15 protein-coding genes are annotated in these 16,762 nt (G+C 38.7%); 4 read left to right on the forward strand and 11 right to left on the reverse strand.

All coding sequences use genetic code 11. The features are described 5' to 3' along the window. Positions 1-121: 121 nt before the first annotated feature. Both citZ and BDR01S_RS06175 read right to left on the reverse strand, forming a co-directional pair. Positions 122-1,240, reverse strand: coding sequence for a citrate synthase (gene citZ, locus BDR01S_RS06170; RefSeq protein WP_066258101.1), 1,119 nt, complete (start codon positions 1,238-1,240; stop codon positions 122-124). Between the two features lie 281 nt (positions 1,241-1,521). Further along, on the reverse strand, positions 1,522-1,983 hold the full coding sequence (locus BDR01S_RS06175; RefSeq protein WP_066258104.1) for a DUF441 domain-containing protein: 462 nt from the start codon (positions 1,981-1,983) through the stop codon (positions 1,522-1,524). 215 nt (positions 1,984-2,198) lie between these two features. Here BDR01S_RS06175 and ytvI point away from each other — a divergent pair, with 215 nt between their 5' ends. Further along, the gene (gene ytvI / locus BDR01S_RS06180; RefSeq protein WP_066258106.1) at positions 2,199-3,314 is read left to right on the forward strand and encodes a sporulation integral membrane protein YtvI; all 1,116 of its coding nucleotides are present in this window, start codon (positions 2,199-2,201) and stop codon (positions 3,312-3,314) included. A 43-nt stretch (positions 3,315-3,357) separates the two neighbouring features. Here the strand turns inward: ytvI and BDR01S_RS06185 are convergent, their stop codons facing one another. From BDR01S_RS06185 to dnaE, 8 genes are all read right to left on the reverse strand, one after another. Continuing rightward, complete coding sequence (locus BDR01S_RS06185; RefSeq protein WP_066258108.1) at positions 3,358-3,744, reverse strand: FxsA family protein; 387 nt, start codon at positions 3,742-3,744, stop codon at positions 3,358-3,360. A gap of 103 nt (positions 3,745-3,847) precedes the next feature. Next, a complete protein-coding gene (pyk, locus tag BDR01S_RS06190; protein WP_066258110.1) occupies positions 3,848-5,611 on the reverse strand; it encodes a pyruvate kinase in 1,764 nt (587 codons plus the stop codon). A gap of 58 nt (positions 5,612-5,669) precedes the next feature. Next, entirely contained in the window at positions 5,670-6,629 is a 960-nt protein-coding gene (gene pfkA, locus BDR01S_RS06195) for a 6-phosphofructokinase (RefSeq protein ID WP_066258112.1), read from the reverse strand. A gap of 297 nt (positions 6,630-6,926) precedes the next feature. Further along, complete coding sequence (gene accA, locus BDR01S_RS06200; protein ID WP_066258114.1) at positions 6,927-7,904, reverse strand: acetyl-CoA carboxylase carboxyl transferase subunit alpha; 978 nt, start codon at positions 7,902-7,904, stop codon at positions 6,927-6,929. Then, on the reverse strand, positions 7,898-8,776 hold the full coding sequence (accD, locus tag BDR01S_RS06205; RefSeq protein WP_066258116.1) for an acetyl-CoA carboxylase, carboxyltransferase subunit beta: 879 nt from the start codon (positions 8,774-8,776) through the stop codon (positions 7,898-7,900). The genes accA and accD overlap by 7 nt, the downstream gene beginning before the upstream one ends. Positions 8,777-8,959: 183 nt before the next feature. After that, positions 8,960-9,589, reverse strand: coding sequence for a FadR/GntR family transcriptional regulator (locus BDR01S_RS06210; RefSeq protein ID WP_082797316.1), 630 nt, complete (start codon positions 9,587-9,589; stop codon positions 8,960-8,962). A gap of 7 nt (positions 9,590-9,596) precedes the next feature. Then, positions 9,597-10,835, reverse strand: coding sequence for an NADP-dependent malic enzyme (gene ystJ, locus BDR01S_RS06215; protein WP_066258117.1), 1,239 nt, complete (start codon positions 10,833-10,835; stop codon positions 9,597-9,599). Between the two features lie 127 nt (positions 10,836-10,962). Beyond that, positions 10,963-14,325: a DNA polymerase III subunit alpha gene (dnaE, locus tag BDR01S_RS06220; protein ID WP_066258118.1), complete on the reverse strand. Its 3,363-nt coding sequence runs from the start codon at positions 14,323-14,325 to the stop codon at positions 10,963-10,965. A gap of 153 nt (positions 14,326-14,478) precedes the next feature. Between dnaE and ytrH the strand changes: the two genes are divergently transcribed. Together ytrH and ytrI are read left to right on the forward strand one after the other, a co-directional pair. Beyond that, the gene (ytrH, locus tag BDR01S_RS06225) at positions 14,479-14,817 is read left to right on the forward strand and encodes a sporulation membrane protein YtrH (protein ID WP_066258120.1); all 339 of its coding nucleotides are present in this window, start codon (positions 14,479-14,481) and stop codon (positions 14,815-14,817) included. Beyond that, entirely contained in the window at positions 14,814-15,314 is a 501-nt protein-coding gene (ytrI, locus tag BDR01S_RS06230) for a sporulation membrane protein YtrI (protein WP_066258122.1), read from the forward strand. The genes ytrH and ytrI overlap by 4 nt, the downstream gene beginning before the upstream one ends. A gap of 35 nt (positions 15,315-15,349) precedes the next feature. On the opposite strand, the gene BDR01S_RS06235 is transcribed toward ytrI, so the two are convergent. Next, positions 15,350-16,300 (reverse strand): DHH family phosphoesterase, encoded by a 951-nt coding sequence (locus BDR01S_RS06235; protein ID WP_066258124.1) that lies wholly within the window; start codon positions 16,298-16,300, stop codon positions 15,350-15,352. A gap of 95 nt (positions 16,301-16,395) precedes the next feature. Here BDR01S_RS06235 and BDR01S_RS06240 point away from each other — a divergent pair, with 95 nt between their 5' ends. After that, entirely contained in the window at positions 16,396-16,707 is a 312-nt protein-coding gene (locus BDR01S_RS06240) for a YtpI family protein (RefSeq protein ID WP_066258125.1), read from the forward strand. Positions 16,708-16,762: the final 55 nt, after the last annotated feature.

The raw sequence follows: 16,762 nt of genomic DNA on the forward strand, positions 1-16,762 counted from the left end.
AAAAAATATGAATAAAGCTTTTTACAATAGTCCACCCTTTGTCTTATCAAAGGTTAGAGAGTTAGTCTCTAACCTTTTCATACATTTCTATTAGACCAATTATTGAAACAAAAGTAAAATATTAACCTCGTTGCTCAATGGCAACATATTTTTGCATTCCTGGACCTGTATAATCTGCACGCGGGCGGATTAAACGGTTGTTTTCATATTGTTCTAGAATATGTGCAAGCCATCCAGATACCCTGCTGACAGCAAAGATTGGTGTCATTAAATCATGATCAATCCCTAGGCTGTGATATACAGAAGCGGAATAGAAATCCACGTTAGGTGGTAAATTCTTTTCACCGGTAACAATACTTTCAATCTTGATTGACATATCATACCAGTGCGGTTCGCCAGTGAGTTCAGTTAGCTTTTTAGACATGTCTCTTAGGTGCTTGGCGCGTGGATCTCCTTTTCGATAAACACGATGGCCAAAGCCCATGATTTTTTCTTTTTTCTCAAGCTTGCCACGTACATACGGCTCTACATTCTCAAGCGTACCAATTTCTTTAAGCATTTTCATTACGGCTTCATTTGCCCCGCCGTGCAGTGGTCCTTTTAGGGCTCCGATTGCGGCAGTAACTCCAGAATATACATCGGATAACGTAGCCACACAAACACGTGCTGTAAATGTAGATGCATTCAATTCATGGTCAGCATGTAATACGAGCGCTTTATTAATTGCTTCTTCGGCAATAGGTTCTGGTTCATTACCAGTTAGCATGAATAAGAAGTTCGCTGCAAAGCTTAAATCCTTTTTAGGCGCGATTGGTTCAAGACCTTTTCTAATACGCGCAAACGCTGCGACAATAGCTGGCATTTTTGCCTGAAGGCGAATCGCTTTTTTATAATTTGAATCTGCATCCATTAAATCAGCTTCATCATCATAAATGCCTAAAAGAGAAACGGCTGTACGAAGGGCCGCCATTGGATGTACTTCTTGAATTGGAAACAATTTAAAGTGTTCTATTACTTCCTGTGGCAGTGCTGCATTTTCAGCAAGTTGTTTTTTCAATTCCGCCAACTGGACTGCAGATGGCAATTTACGATGCCACAATAAAAAGATTACCTCTTCGAAACTAGCATTTACAGCTAAATCATCAATGTCATAGCCTACATAAGCCAGTGTGTCATCAATAATTGAACTGATTGATGATGTTGTTGCCACTACCCCTTCAAGTCCGCGTGTTACTGTCATAGTAAATCTCTCCTTCACATTCTGAATTTCCCCATACCTTTCAAGAAAAAATTATTCCGTGTATTTATCCTTTAAATTGACTGAGCGATTGCTCGGTAAAAAGCAAATAGTTAGTTAGCTATTCCATTTTTGAGGAATAAATTTGATTAACAAGCAAATTAGCATATATATGTGGTATATGTAAAAAAGGATACGCTTACAAGCCTATTATAAACAATTATCAGATTTTTGTGAATGAAAAGGAACCGAAAAGTGCAAAAAAATATTATTTTACAAAAAATCTAGCTAAAAAAACTATAAATTTTCATAGCTGTATAGGCAATCCCGGCTCCAATTAACGGGCCAACTGCCACGCCTTTAAAAATAGACACCGAAAGAATAGTGCCCAGCACAAGTGCTGTTGTAATCTGTGGGTCATCTGCAAGCAGCTTAACCCCTCCTTTTGCCAGCATTGCCACCATCATGCCAGAGATCAGCGCAATCCAAGCATAGGAGGATTTAAAAGAGCTTGTTAAGTCTTTAAATCCAATTTCGCCACTTGCAATCGGAGCTAATACTGCAATGGTAATTATTGTTACACCCCAATTAATACCCTTCGACTGTATAAATGAGAATGCCTTTGTATCCAATCCGCCTGCCTTTAGGGTAAGGAGCACTGCTATGGCAACTAATAAAGAACTGTTTTTAGCGATAAAACCAATAACTAACAGTAATAGTAAAAATAAATATGACTCATTTAGCACGACTTCACCATCCCAAATAAAAATTATCGTACCATAATACCACTGTAAGAGAGAAATTATTAAATACGGGAATTTTCTCTTCTTCCTGATTGTAATTCCTTGGAAAAAGTGTTCTTAATATTTTTAAATTAATAATATTAAATTGGGAAATTATGCAGTTTATTTCATAAAATGTTAAACTAATACTACATATAGATTTAATAGGAGGGTTGTCTTTGAATCTAAAATACTTATACCGGTCTATCCGGTTCTTAATTGTAATAGGTGCTGTGGTTTTGGCGCTTTACTCTTTTTATTTTCTATCAAAAGTGACTTATCCATTTTTAATTGGCCTCATTATTGCGTTTATAATTAATCCTCTGGTTGATATTTTGGAAAAAAGGGCTAGAATGCCTCGTCTGTTAGCTGTATTTATTGCACTTATTATTATTTTCTCCCTATTTGCCGGGTTAATTACATTGTTAATCGCTGAAATTGTCTCTGGTGCTAATTATTTATCTTCAGTAGTACCAAATCATTTAGATACGTTAATTGAATATATAGAGAAATATTTCACTGCACAAATCCTGCCGATCTATGAACAATTAACAAGTGTGTTTAACAAACTTGAATCAGGGCAACAGGATACAATTATTGGCAATATACAAAATGTTGGAACCAGGATTGGCACAACCGTTGGAACCTTTATCCAGAATCTATTTGGTATTATTCCAAATATCATCGCTTGGCTTCCAAATGCAGCAACCGTGTTGATTTTTTCCTTATTGGCTACTTTTTTTATCAGCAAAGACTGGTACCGTTTATCGAAATTGGGCGGCAAACTCTTACCAGAGAAAGCAAAAACTAGCAGCCGGTCCGTTTTTATCGATTTAAAAAAGGCGCTGTTTGGTTTTATTAAAGCACAATTAACACTGATATCGATTACAACGGTTATTATTCTAATCGGATTACTTATTCTTCGTGTTGATTACGCGATAACGATAGCATTAGTTACTGGTATAGTCGATATTATTCCCTACTTGGGTACGGGTGCTGTTTTTGTCCCATGGATTATTTATGCTGCGATTGGAGGCGATACAGGTCTTGCCCTTGGTCTAGGGGTACTCTATATTATTGTCCTCGTTCAAAGGCAAGTAATGGAGCCTAAAATCCTTTCTTCTAATATTGGACTTGATCCGTTAGCCACACTGATTGCATTATTCGTTGGATTTAAATTAATTGGCTTTTTAGGATTAATTGTTGGTCCTGTCACACTTGTCATCATCAGCACCTTATATCGTGCCAACGTTTTTTATGATCTATGGGTATTTATAAAAGGAAACGAGGTATAAGTCCTATAAAAAATGTCAGCTCCTAATTGGATGCTGACATTTTTTATTTTATGATTTTTATATTTCTTTTATTAATCCGATTACGCCATGCTTTTAAGATTAGGAATTTTATTGGCTTTCTGGTAGGTGGAAAAAGAAATAGAAACCCGGCAACATCAGAGATAAATCCCGGCGTTAATAAAAGCGTTCCGCCTATTAAGATACAAATCCCATCTAAAAGTGCTTCTCCTGGAATCTGACCATAGCTCAGTTGTTCCTGTACCCTTCTGATTGTCTGCAAACCCTCTCTTTTTGCTAAATAAGCCCCGAGGATGCCTGTTAGTAAAATGAGTGTAATTGTGGGCCAAACACCAATAGCTTTACCTGAAAAAAGTAAAACCCCAATATCTATAGCTGGAATTACAATGATCAACAAAAATAAATAACGCATCTATTGTCCCCTTCCAAACGTCTTATTTTTATTATATTACGAATGGGGATGATTTTGTCTTTATTAAAAAAAAGAAGGGTCTCCCCTTCTTTTTTATTAGATCTTATAATACGCTTGCGTGACCGTTGTAGATAACTCCTCTTGTCGCATCAACGGTTATTTCTTGGCCATCCTTAAACAATTCTAAGGCATTATCCACCCCAACAATCACCGGGATGCTTAGGTTAAGTCCAACTACTGCTGCATGGCTCGTTAATCCACCCTCTTGGGCAATAACAGCAGCACATTTCTCTAGCGCTGGCATCATATCACGATCTGTTCCGATTGTCACAAGAATAGAACCTTGCTTTACTTTTTCTAAAGCTTCTTTAGCATCATGGGCAACTACTACTTTCCCAAATGCGGATCTACGGCCAATTCCTTGTGCTTTTGTGATAATATCGCCGACCACATGGATTTTCATTAGGTTTGTTGTACCCGCTTCGCCTACAGGGACTCCAGCAGTAATAACAACTAAATCACCACGTTTAACAATACCGCTGTTCAAACTTTCTTCTACGGCAATATCGAGCATTTCGTCTGTTGTAGTAGCGACGCGTCCAAATTGCGGGTAAACACCCCATACAAGTTGTAGACGACGGCAAACATGTTCAACTGAAGTTACTGCAACAATTGCTGCCTTCGGACGATATTTTGAAATCATTCTAGCGGTATGACCGCTTTCGGTTGGGGTAATGATCGATTTAACATCAAGATTTAAGGCCGTATGCGCAACAGACTGACCAATCGCATCAGTAAGATTATGTTCCGTATCTTTACTGCGACTTGAAAGTATTTCTTTATGATCTAAGGCAGATTCAGCTCTAGAAGCAATATTATGCATGGTTTGAACAGCTTCGACAGGATATTGGCCTGCAGCTGTTTCACCTGACAGCATAATGGCATCCGTTCCATCAAAAATAGCATTCGCTACATCACTTGCTTCAGCACGAGTAGGTCGTGGATTTCTTTGCATGGAATCAAGCATTTGAGTTGCAGTAATAACAGGTTTTCCCTGTGAATTACATTTCTTAATTAACATTTTTTGAACGAGCGGAACCTCTTCAGCAGGGATTTCTACACCAAGATCCCCACGGGCAACCATTAAACCATCAGAGATTTCTAAGATTTCGTCAATGTTATCGACGCCTTCCTGGTTTTCAATCTTAGGAATTATGTGGATATGTGTACCATTATTTTCTTCTAAAAGCTGACGGATTTCGAGAACATCCTTAGCACGTCGAACGAAGGATGCCGCAATAAAATCAACACCCTGTTCAATTCCGAAAAGAATATCTTGTGTATCCTTTTCTGTGATACCAGGCAAGTTCACCGATACACCCGGTACATTTACACCTTTTTTATTTTTCAAGGTCCCACTATTTAAAATCTTGGTATGAAGTTCTTTCGCTGACTTATCCACATCCGTTACTTCTAAGCCAATTAAGCCATCATCTAAAAGAATCTTTGAACCCACATGGACATCATCAATTAGTCCTGGATATGTAACTGAAAACTTTTGAAGTGTTCCTTCTACTTCAGTCATGGAAACGATAATATTTTCTCCGGCTTGTAGCTCAAGTGCACCATTTTCCATGTTATTTGTCCGAATTTCAGGACCTTTTGTATCTAACAAGATGGCAACAGTTTTGCCAGTTTGTTTGGATGCTTCACGAATATTTTGGATCCGTGCCCCGTGTTCTGCGAAATCTCCATGTGAAAAGTTTAATCGAGCGACATTCATTCCTGAATTGATTAATTGGGTTAATTTTTCAACACTTTCACTGGCTGGTCCAATCGTACATACGATTTTTGTTTTACGTAACATTCTTATTTTTCCTCCCATTTTAGAAAAGCAAATTTGCAATTTCTTAAGTTCATAATCCTTATATTGATAATTCCATCGAAAGTTTGTAAAGATCATGATCAAACTTATGTTCCCGGGCTAGGGCTTCAATGATGTCATAATCTACAAGCTGATTCTTTTCAATCCCTACTGCTCGGCCGCCTTTTCCTGCAATAAGAAGTTCAACCGCTCTTGCTCCCAATCTGCTTGCAAGAACCCTGTCAGCTGCAGTTGGTGAGCCGCCCCGTTGAATATGACCTAAAACAGATACTCTTGTATCAAAGTTTGTTGCTTCCTGAACTTGCTTTCCAAGTTCCACACCACTGCACACACCTTCAGCAACAACGATAATACTATGCTTTTTGCCGCGTTCTTGCCCTTTTCTAAGCTTGTCAACGATATCATTCATGTCATAACCTACTTCAGGAATTAAAATCGTCTCTGCGCCGCCAGCTAAGCCAGTCCAAAGAGCGATATCTCCGGCATTTCGGCCCATTACTTCAATGATAAAAGTTCTTTCATGAGATGTCGCTGTGTCACGAATTTTATCTAATGAATCGATAACTGTATTTAATGCGGTGTCAAAACCAATGGTAAATTCTGTCCCGGGAATATCATTATCAATGGTACCCGGTACGCCAACACAAGGATAACCTAGTTCGGTTAACGCTTTTGCCCCACGGTAAGAACCATCTCCGCCAATAACCACTAGTCCTTCAATTCCATGTGCTTTTAGCTGTTCCATCCCTTTTTGCTGACCTTCTTTTGTTTTAAATTCTGGGCAGCGTGCTGATTGGAGCATTGTCCCTCCGCGCTGAATAATATCTCCAACAGAACCAAGTTCAAGCTTTTTAATATTTCCAGAAATTAATCCCGTATAACCGCCGTAAATACCATAGACCTCAAGGTTGTGATAAATTGCTTTCCGAACTACAGCACGAATCGCAGGGTTCATCCCTGGGGCATCTCCACCACTTGTAAGTACTCCAATTTTTTTCACGGTTCTCACCTCTATTTTTTAATAAAAAATATGTATATATTCATTTGTAAAACAAATAAATTTACGCTACTTATAAAAAAATCACTTCTTTTATTATTTACATAAAACCTGCGAATATTTATAAAATAACATGAAGAAATAACTATAACAACCTTATGGTATTAGTAATTATAAGAGACGGAATAGTCAGTTAACTGGAAACGGTTTATCTTAGGATGTAAACGTCATCATTGCCATTTTTAAGGATTTATAGTGAACATTCTGTGAATGGAAAAAACGTGCCTATGAGCACGTTTTTTAATTAACAACGATGTAATCATTGACTCGACCGAATTCACCGATTGTCCTGAAACGGTTGTAACGATCAGCTATTAATTCTTCTTCTGAAAGCTTTAACAATTGCTGTAGTGAGGTCTTAAGCACCCTATCAATTTCTTCTGCCTGCTTTATTACATCCCTTTGGGCTCCGCCCTTAATTTCTGGGATAATATCATCAATGATGCCTAGTTCCTTTAAATCTGGCGCGGTTATTTTCATCGTTTCTGCCGCATTTCTAGCAAGAGAGGCATCTTTCCATAAAATTGCAGCAGCACCCTCTGGTGAGATAACCGAGTAGGTGGAATTCTCCAGCATACAAATACGGTTGCCAACCCCAAGTGCAAGAGCACCACCACTCCCGCCTTCACCAATCACAATACAAACCACGGGAACCTTAAGACCAGCCATTTCAAACAAATTGCGTGCAATTGCTTCACTTTGACCGCGTTCCTCTGCAGCCTTCCCTGGGTAGGCTCCCTTTGTATCGATGAAACAGATGACCGGACGATTAAATTTATTCGCCTGATTCATTAATCGAAGTGCTTTTCGATACCCTTCAGGGTGTGGCATTCCAAAGTTTCTGCGAATATTCTCTTTCGTATCTTTTCCACGCTGATGGCCAATTACCGTTACAGGTAACCCACGATATTTAGCTATTCCGCCTACAATCGCCCCATCATCAGCAAAGGTTCTGTCACCGTGACATTCAAAGAAATTCTCAAACAAATAAGGGATATAATCCATTGTTGTTGGCCTGTTAGGAAGCCGAGCGATTTGAACCCTGTCCCAAGGCTTAATATTTTCATATATACTTTGTTCAAGCTTTTCAAGTCTCTTCTCTAATTTGCTGATTTCGGAACTTAAATCAACCTCAGCAGTTTTGGTGAACTCTTTTAAATCAGTAATTTTCTTTCTTAACTCGATTACAGGGCGTTCAAATTCTAATTCACCTACCATTTGAGCACACCTCCAGGTTGATGGATCTCTAGAATAGTCGTGATTTTCTCAATAAGTTCATTTCGAGCAATTATTGCATCCAGTTGCCCGTGCTTTAAGAGAAACTCGGATGTTTGAAAATCCTCCGGTAATTCTTCACGAATAGATTGTTCAATCACTCTGCGTCCGGCAAATGCGATTAACGCACCTGGTTCAGCAAGGTTGAAGTCACCCAATGATGCAAAACTTGCTGAAACACCCCCCGTTGTCGGGTGGGTCATGATCGAAATGATTAATCCACCATTATTGCTAAACCTCTTTAAAGCAACACTTGTTTTTGCCATTTGCATTAAACTTAAGGCGCCCTCTTGCATTCTTGCGCCACCAGATGCGGTAAAAATAATAAACGGTACATTTAACTCATCGGCTTTTTCAATTGCCAGCGTAATTTTTTCGCCGACAACCGAGCCCATGCTTCCCATTCGGAACGAAGAATCCATGATAGCAACGACAATTTTGTAACCATTCACTGTCCCAATACCTGTTACAACCGCCTCGTTAAGTTTACTTTTTTGGCGGTCTTTCTCAAGCTTTTCAAGGTAGTCAGGAAAATTTAATGGATTTTTAGATATCATATTATCGTTCATCTCCATGAAACTTCCTTCATCAATGAAACTGTCAATTCGTTCTTTTGAGTTCATTGGGAAATGATGACTGCAATGCAAGCATACCTTTAAATTTTTCACTAATTCTTTTGTATACATAATCTTCTTACATGAAGGGCACTTTGACATTATTCCTTCAGGAACATCATTTTTTGCCGTTTCCGTCGGTATTTGAGCATATTTCTTCTTTTTTGGATGATTTTTTGAAAAAAGATCTTTTAGCGCCAAAATAAAACCTCCTTTGTTACATAACGCCAGATGGCAAGTTTATCCCATTAATCCTATTTAGCAGTTTTTCTATCCACACTAAACTTCATACATCATTAGTGGTCAGACCACCGTTGAAACAAAAATACCCTGTCATAGGGCTTGGTTAACCTTCACTATAGAATAAAAACGATTCAAAATCTGTTAGTATTTGTCGTTAAAAACAGACAAATTCCGTAGATTAACATAGGCGGATAGTGTTTTCAATTCATTCTTTTCAGCGAGGGCATCGAGTAGGACTAGATATTTTTCACGATGAATGGTCACTTTTACTAGTTCAAGCGAATCGTAATAGTCTATTAATATTGACCAAATTCTAGATAAAAGGTGGTTATCTGCAATCTCATTTATTCGATTAAAAAACTCATCATCTTGTACGCTGTTTTCTTGATTTAGCCAGTCTTTCATATTCACAATATGTTGGTCATCTATTTTTTGCAAAGCTAATCTGAGGAGATCCATCTCTATATAATTCCTGGTTTCCAATACATCTCGTTTTGCTTTTTCATCCTGTAAAATAAAAGTACTAAGAAGCTGCACGAGTTGGTTCCCCCGAAAGTCACGAATAAAGGTCCCTTCACCCCGCCTGGTTTCAATTAGTCCCAGCAATTCTAAAGCCCTAAGTGCTTCTCGAACGGAAGAGCGCCCGAAATTCAGGCGCTCCGACAATTCTCGTTCAGATGGGATTTTATCTCCGGCTATTAATCCATCGATTGTTATCATTTCTCGTAAATGCTTAACAATTTCTAAATATACTTTAGTATTGTTTGCCACTTACGTATCACTCACTTTTGCCAATAATAGCGAGCCTTTTTGTTTTTTCCTTTATTTCTTCAGGATCAACCTTAATGCGGGCAACCCCGGTTTCCATAGCCGCTTTTGCGACTGCTGCTGCAACATCCGGAGCAACTCTCGGATCAAAAGGTCCAGGAATGACATAATCTGCATTTAGTTCATCTGGGTTGATTAGGTTGGCAATCGCTTCTACAGCCGCGATTTTCATTTTTTCATTTATATGGGTAGCACGAACATCAAGTGCCCCACGGAAAATTCCCGGGAATGCGAGAACATTGTTAACTTGGTTTGGAAAATCTGAACGGCCTGTGCCAACCACTTTGGCTCCTGCTGCTTTTGCCACATCAGGCATAATTTCAGGATCAGGATTGGCCATTGCAAAAATGATTGAATCTGGATTCATTGAAGCGACCATTTCTTTTGTAAGGGCACCTGCAACTGAAACCCCGATAAATACATCGGCACCTTTAATGACATCTGCAAGGCTGCCTGTTAGGTTATCTCGGTTTGTATATTTCGCTACTTCAGATTTAACTGCATTCATACCTTGTGGGCGCCCTTCGTAAATGGCTCCTTTAGTATCACACATAATTATGTCTCTAACACCATAACTATATAACAATTTTATAATTGCAATTCCCGCTGCACCAGCACCGTTTGCAACCACCTTAATTTCTTGCATTTTTTTGCCGATAAGCTTAAGTGCATTGACAAGTCCAGCCACAGTCACAATTGCTGTACCATGCTGATCATCATGAAAAACAGGAATATTTGCTTCCTTTTTCAATCTTTCTTCTATCACGAAACAATTTGGAGCAGCTATATCTTCAAGGTTGACGCCCCCAAAAGTAGGTTCAAGCAATTTTACGGTTTCAACAATTTTGTCAACATCCGTTGTGTTCAAACAGATTGGAAAAGCATCTACACCTGCAAAACTTTTAAATAGGACTGCTTTACCTTCCATAACTGGGAGAGCGGCTTCAGGTCCAATATTCCCAAGTCCAAGAACAGCTGTGCCATCAGAAACAACAGCAACCATGTTCCCTTTCATGGTATATTCATAAACCAATTCTGGCCTTTCATAAATATCTTTGCAAGGCTCTGCAACACCTGGTGAATACGCTAAGCTTAAATCATGTGCATTTCGGACTAAAACTTTAGATTTTGATTCTAATTTCCCCTTATTAATTCGATGCATATGTAGTGCTTCTTCCCGTAAAGTCAAGATATCTCACCCCTCAAATTTTTGCAAAAGCTTATTTAATATCCCTTTATCTGCAGTCCGCTTTTTTGGTGGTCAGACCACACTTGTCTCATTATCACTATAACATATCTTCAATAGTTGTAAAGAATTATTCCTTCAAAACAACATTTTTTGGACCTAGCATATTTCTTAATAATTGCAGTAAATCAGGGGTAGGATTGATATTATTTTCTTCCCCAAGCCTAATGGTTTTTCGATTTTTTTCATAGTGTAAAACAACTGCCGCTTTTCCTTGATGTTCTTTTAACAGCTGATTTAGTTGTTGAAGAGATTGATCGTCCTGTTTCTCCTCCACTATTTTCAAATATAAAACTGATTGATTAACGGATTTAGTTTGCAGCCACTCTACTAAATTTGAACCTTGTTGAATAATAAATTGCTGCTTCCCATCACGTTCTTCAACTTTCCCTTCAAGCAAAACAAATTTTCCTTGCCCAAATAGATGCGAATATCTTTTGTATACATTCGGGAAAGCTACTGCTTCCATTTCGCCACTGGAATCACTTATGGATAAAAAGGCCATGGAATCACCTTTCTTGGTCCGTATTGATTTCAGTGACGTGATATATACACCTGATGATATCCTCTGGTTTTGATTATTAAGACCAAATAAGAGGGTTGCCCCTGAGTGTTTAAGTTGCTTTTCATAAATAGAAACTGGATGGTCAGATAGATAAAAGCCAAGCGCATCTTTTTCAAATGTCAGCTTATTCTCTAGGCTAATAGGATCGACTTGCATATAGTTAGGCTTCGGTATGAACTCTTCTTCAAATAAATCAAATTGGTTTTCTTCGGATGGTTTAAAGATTTGAGCATGCTCCATCGCTACATCTAAACTTGCAAGCAACACGGCACGATCTTCTCCAAATTCATCGAAGCAGCCGGAATGGACAAGGAACTCAAGCGTTTTTCGATTAATGGCTTTAGCGGAAACACGTATGCAAAAATCAAATAGGTCAGCAAACTTTCTCTTTTTCCTTGCTTGGAAAATTTCTTTTAATGCTGCTGCCCCTACGCTTTTAATCGCTGCTAAACTGTAACGAATTCCGTCATGTTCCACTTGAAAGGAGAAACCACTATTATTGATGGATGGAGGCAGGACTGGAATCCCTTTTTGTTTTGTTTCCATGATATATTGCCCTATTTTCGTATCATTCCCGATGGCTGATGTTAAGAGGCCTGCCATAAAATAAACCGGGTAATTTGCTTTTAAAAAGGCTAACTGGTAAGCAATCATACTATAAGCAACCGCATGGCTGCGGTTAAAGCCATAATTAGCAAACCGAACAATTAAATCGTAGATGTCATTAGCAAGTGTTGATTCATATCCTTTTTTTAAGGCTCCCTGGACAAAATGACTCCGCTCCTTATCAAGAATTTCTTTCTTCTTTTTCCCGACAGCTCTTCTTAATAAATCGGCTTCACCAAGTGAAAAGCCCGCCATCTTCGAAGCAATTTGCATGATTTGCTCTTGGTAGACAATCACGCCATATGTATTTTCAAGGATCGGCTGCAAATCAGGGTGTGGAAATTCAACTTTCTTAACGCCATGTTTTCGGTCAATAAAGAGCGGGATATTTTCCATTGGACCCGGCCGGTACAAGGCATTGACTGCCACAATATCTTCAAAACGGGAAGGTTTCAAGCGAGTTAGAACCTTACGCATCCCATCGGATTCAAGCTGAAATATACCCGTCGTTTCACCGTCCCCTAACAAGTTGAAGGTCTTAGTGTCCTCTAACGGAATCGAGTTGAGGTTTACCTTCTTCCCCGTCTTACGATAGATAGAAGATAAAATTGAATCTAGTAATGTAAGATTCCGCAAGCCTAGAAAGTCCATTTTCAGGAGACCGATTTCTTCAAGATGTTCCATCGAATATTGCGTTAAATAAACTTGATTAGACCCGCGTTGAATGGGGATCAAATCAATTAGTTGTTTCTCACTTATTACCACACCAGCTGCGTGGGTCGAAGTGTGGCGGGGCAGACCTTCTAGTTTTAATGCCGTTTCAAAAAGCCGTTCGTTCATCGGGTTTTCCTTTATAAACCTTCTGAGTGCTTCGGATTCTTTATAGGCACCTTGCAGGTTTATTCCTAAACGCTGCGGAATTGTCCTTGATAGTTGTTCGAGTTCCTTAGAATTTAATCCAAATACCTTACCGACATCTCTTAAGGCCGCTTTTGCTGCGAGGGTTCCAAATGTGACGATTTGTGCCACATGCAGTTCACCATATTTTCCCGCCACATAATTAATTACTTCATCACGCCTGTGGTCAGGAAAATCAATATCAATATCGGGCATTGAAATCCGTTCAGGATTTAAAAACCGTTCAAATAATAGATTATGCTTTAATGGGTCAACATCGGTAATGTATAAAACATAGGCAACTAGCGAACCTGCGGCTGAGCCCCTTCCAGGTCCAGTCAAAATCCCCTGCGCGCGGGCATATCTCATAAAATCCCAAACAATTAAAAAGTAATTGCTGAACTCCATTCGCTTTATGACAGAAAGTTCATAGGATAAACGTTGAAAATATTCTTCTGAGGGTGAAGGAAAACGTTCCGTCAATCCCTGCTTGCATAATACTTCAAGGTACTCCGAAGCTTGCATTCCATTCTCCGTTGGAAATGCTGGCAAGTAGGTCTTATTAAGTTCAATGTTGAAGTTGCATCTGTTAGCAATCCGGAGCGTATTTTCCAGTGCATCCGGGAGATCAGAAAAGCGATCGACCATCTCACTGGCAGGTTTTAAATAGTACTCGTCGTTTTCCAGTCTTTCTCTGTGGTCGTCCTGCAATTTATCGCCATTTTTTATGGCTAATAGACACTCTTGGGCAAACATATCTTCTTTTTCTAAATAATGGACCTGGTTTGTTGCTACAAGTGGGATAGTCATTTCTTTTGAAATCAAGTTAAACTGTTTTCTGATCGTTGTTTCTTGTTCAAGCTGATGATCTTGAATCGCCAAAAAAAAGCTGTCTCTACCGAAGATGGCAGCCAATTTACTGATGATTTCTCTGGCAATTTCCTCTTGCCCATTTAAAATAGTCTGCTCGATTTCTCCTGCTGGTCCGGGAGTAATCGCAATAAGCCCTTTCGAATAATGCTTCAGCCATTTTAACGGAATACCATGTTCAGTTTTCGTTTGAACCGTACTGGATATCTTTAATAGATTCTTATAGCCATGGTCATTCTCAGCGAGCAGGACCAATGGATAAGACTCATTTTGGGTATGTTCACTTTCTACATCTACAGTTAATCCGATAATGGGTCTTAGTTTATTTTTTTTACACAATTTATAAAATTCAATGGTTCCGTACATAACATTTCTGTCCGTTAAGGCGATCGCAGAAAAGCCTTTTTTTAGTGCATTTTCAATTAAATCCGGGACTGAAGCTGTACTGGTTAACAAACTATATGCACTATATACATGCAGGTGAATAAAAGACATATTCTCACACCCTTCATTCCATAATCTCTCCCTCTATTATAGAACGATATTGCTAAAAAAGAAAATATGTTCTCATTTTAAAAAACATATTTACTAATGTTTGTCCATATAAATGATTAATGGGATTGATTATGGGTAAGGGCGGTTGAGGATATGAAAGAAATTGGTTTTTTCCCTGCTTTTATTGAAAGCTATTTTATTGCCTTAGGGGTGGTGCTTGGCGGTTCACTTATTGGCGGGATTGCTTCATTTCTAACTGGGCAGCCTCCACTTACGACCGTTTACCGCTTATCTTCAGCACTGAGAATTTGGGCGATTGTTTCGGCCATTGGCGGGACATTTGACGCTGTTTATACGTTTGAAAGAGGAATATTTAACGCCGATACAAAGGACCTAGTCAAACAATTATTAATAATTCTCTCAGCCTTGGGCGGAGCCCAAACGGGTGCCTTGATTATCAATTGGTTAACACAGGAGCATATCTCATCATGAGAATCCCGCCATTATATAGAAGACCTGCCTGGCAGCGATTTTTTGCAGGAATGGCCGTTGGCGGTGTGATTAGCTGGTGTATTTTTTTATATATTTATGGGGTTTGGCAAGAAGAGAACACCGAATTAATTCGTAAACAAGCGCAGGAAATTGTTGACTTAAAAGACGAGAAAAAAATCTGGCAGGAAGAATATAAAGAAATCAATAAGCGAAAAATTGAACAGCTTACCGTGCAGAAAATCAATGTAAGAATTACCAACTGGGAAAAATATAAACTTGATTTATTAAGCGTTTCAGAGACAGAAGATGCGGTTAGAGATGATATGAGCTTGATGATTGCCAAAGATATTGAAACAGTCTACAAAAGTAAGGACCTTTTGAAAAAAATTATTGAAAATAAGCCCATTAAAATAAATGATAAGCGGTATAAACTAAAGGTGAAAGAAATGGTTTTTTATACAAATCTTTCGATACAATTGGAGATACAGTTCGAATAAAAAATCGGCCCCTATGATTTCGTGGGCCGACTTTTCTATTTGTTAACGGAATAATTTTCACATACCTCGTCAAGTGCTTTCAATACATTATCTACTTCGTTCCATGAATAGATGGATGCACCTGATGCAAGCGGGTGTCCTCCACCTTTAAACTGCCTTGCCACTCCATTGATGACCGGACCCTTTGAACGTAGACGGACTCTTATTTGTTCGGCTTCCTCGATGAAGAAAACCCATGCTTTAATTCCTTTTACATTTCCCAATGTTCCAACTAAGAGCGATGCTTCTGCCGGTTTTGCATTGTACTCTTTGAGAAGTTCTTTTGTTAGCCTGACAGAGGCAACCCCGTTTTTCTGAAATTCAAAATTTTGAAGGATATAACCGTTTAACTTAATGATATTGGTATCCAATTCATACATCTTGTCAAATAGCTCTGTCCGTGAAAAATTATAATGAATCAATTCCCCAGCGTATCCGAGCGTCTTTTCTGTAGTGCTCGGAAAAAGAAATCTTCCCGTATCTCCTACAATTCCAGCGTATAATAATCTTGCCGCTACATCGTTCATTCTAAGCCCTTTATCTTTTCCAGTTAAATAAAATTCATAAATCATTTCGCTGCACGAGCTGGCACTTGTATCTACCCATAGTAAATCACCGTATGGATCCTCATTTGGATGATGATCAATTTTTATTAATTTATCCCCCAATGAATAACGCTTGTCATCGATCCGTTCAGCATTTGCGGTATCACAAACGATCACTAATGCCCCCTTGTATACGTCATCTCCAATGACATCGAGCCTGCGCATGTAATGAAGGGTTGGCTCCTCTTGACCTACCGCATAAATCTTTTTATCTGGAAAGGACGCTTGGAGAATCGCTGCCAATCCACCCTGTGAACCGTAGGCATCTGGGTCCGGACGGACGTGACGATGTATAATGATGGTTTCATATTGTTTAATCTCTGCTAAAATTTGCTCAATCATGGGCAATGCTCCTTTTACCAACTAACTCAATGGTGGTATTTTTTTGTTTTTACAGTTACAATAATAAAAGATTTTCTATGCTTGGAGGAAATAATATGTATGTACTTGTTATTTTAATTGCCATACTATTTGCTTTCTATCTATTTTATAAAACAAAATACATCAGAAGCAACCGTTTAGTAGAAAAGAAATGGCTTGCTGCAAAATCAAATATTGCACTTGGATTGTTTGTCTTTTTATTTGGAGTTAATCACCTGCTATTTATTTCTGAAACAACGGTTATGTATATAGTTGCCGCCATATTCATTGTTTATGGAGCAATATTCAGTTGGATTGGTTTCAAAAAATACAAACACTACCTTCCCTTCGCAATCGAAGAAGCAAAAAACTTTGAAATGCAAAAATAAAAGCCACTACTGAAAAATTAAAGGGTTCCGTTTTCCGGTGCTGTTGGGGGGCGGC

The organism is Neobacillus drentensis NBRC 102427 (assembly GCF_001591445.1).
Lineage (GTDB): Bacteria > Bacillota > Bacilli > Bacillales > Cytobacillaceae > Neobacillus > Neobacillus drentensis.

What these genes read in the sequence shown, in the direction of transcription:
- citZ (WP_066258101.1), bottom strand. Translation starts at nt 1,240, where the DNA reads ATGACAGTAACACGCGGACTTGAAGGGGTAGTGGCAACAACATCATCA.
- BDR01S_RS06185 (WP_066258108.1), bottom strand. Translation starts at nt 3,744, where the DNA reads ATGCGTTATTTATTTTTGTTGATCATTGTAATTCCAGCTATAGATATT.
- pyk (WP_066258110.1), bottom strand. Translation starts at nt 5,611, where the DNA reads ATGTTACGTAAAACAAAAATCGTATGTACGATTGGACCAGCCAGTGAA.
- accA (WP_066258114.1), bottom strand. Translation starts at nt 7,904, where the DNA reads ATGGTAGGTGAATTAGAATTTGAACGCCCTGTAATCGAGTTAAGAAAG.
- dnaE (WP_066258118.1), bottom strand. Translation starts at nt 14,325, where the DNA reads ATGTCTTTTATTCACCTGCATGTATATAGTGCATATAGTTTGTTAACC.
- ytrH (WP_066258120.1), top strand. Translation starts at nt 14,479, where the DNA reads ATGAAAGAAATTGGTTTTTTCCCTGCTTTTATTGAAAGCTATTTTATT.
- ytrI (WP_066258122.1), top strand. Translation starts at nt 14,814, where the DNA reads ATGAGAATCCCGCCATTATATAGAAGACCTGCCTGGCAGCGATTTTTT.
- BDR01S_RS06235 (WP_066258124.1), bottom strand. Translation starts at nt 16,300, where the DNA reads ATGATTGAGCAAATTTTAGCAGAGATTAAACAATATGAAACCATCATT.
- BDR01S_RS06240 (WP_066258125.1), top strand. Translation starts at nt 16,396, where the DNA reads ATGTATGTACTTGTTATTTTAATTGCCATACTATTTGCTTTCTATCTA.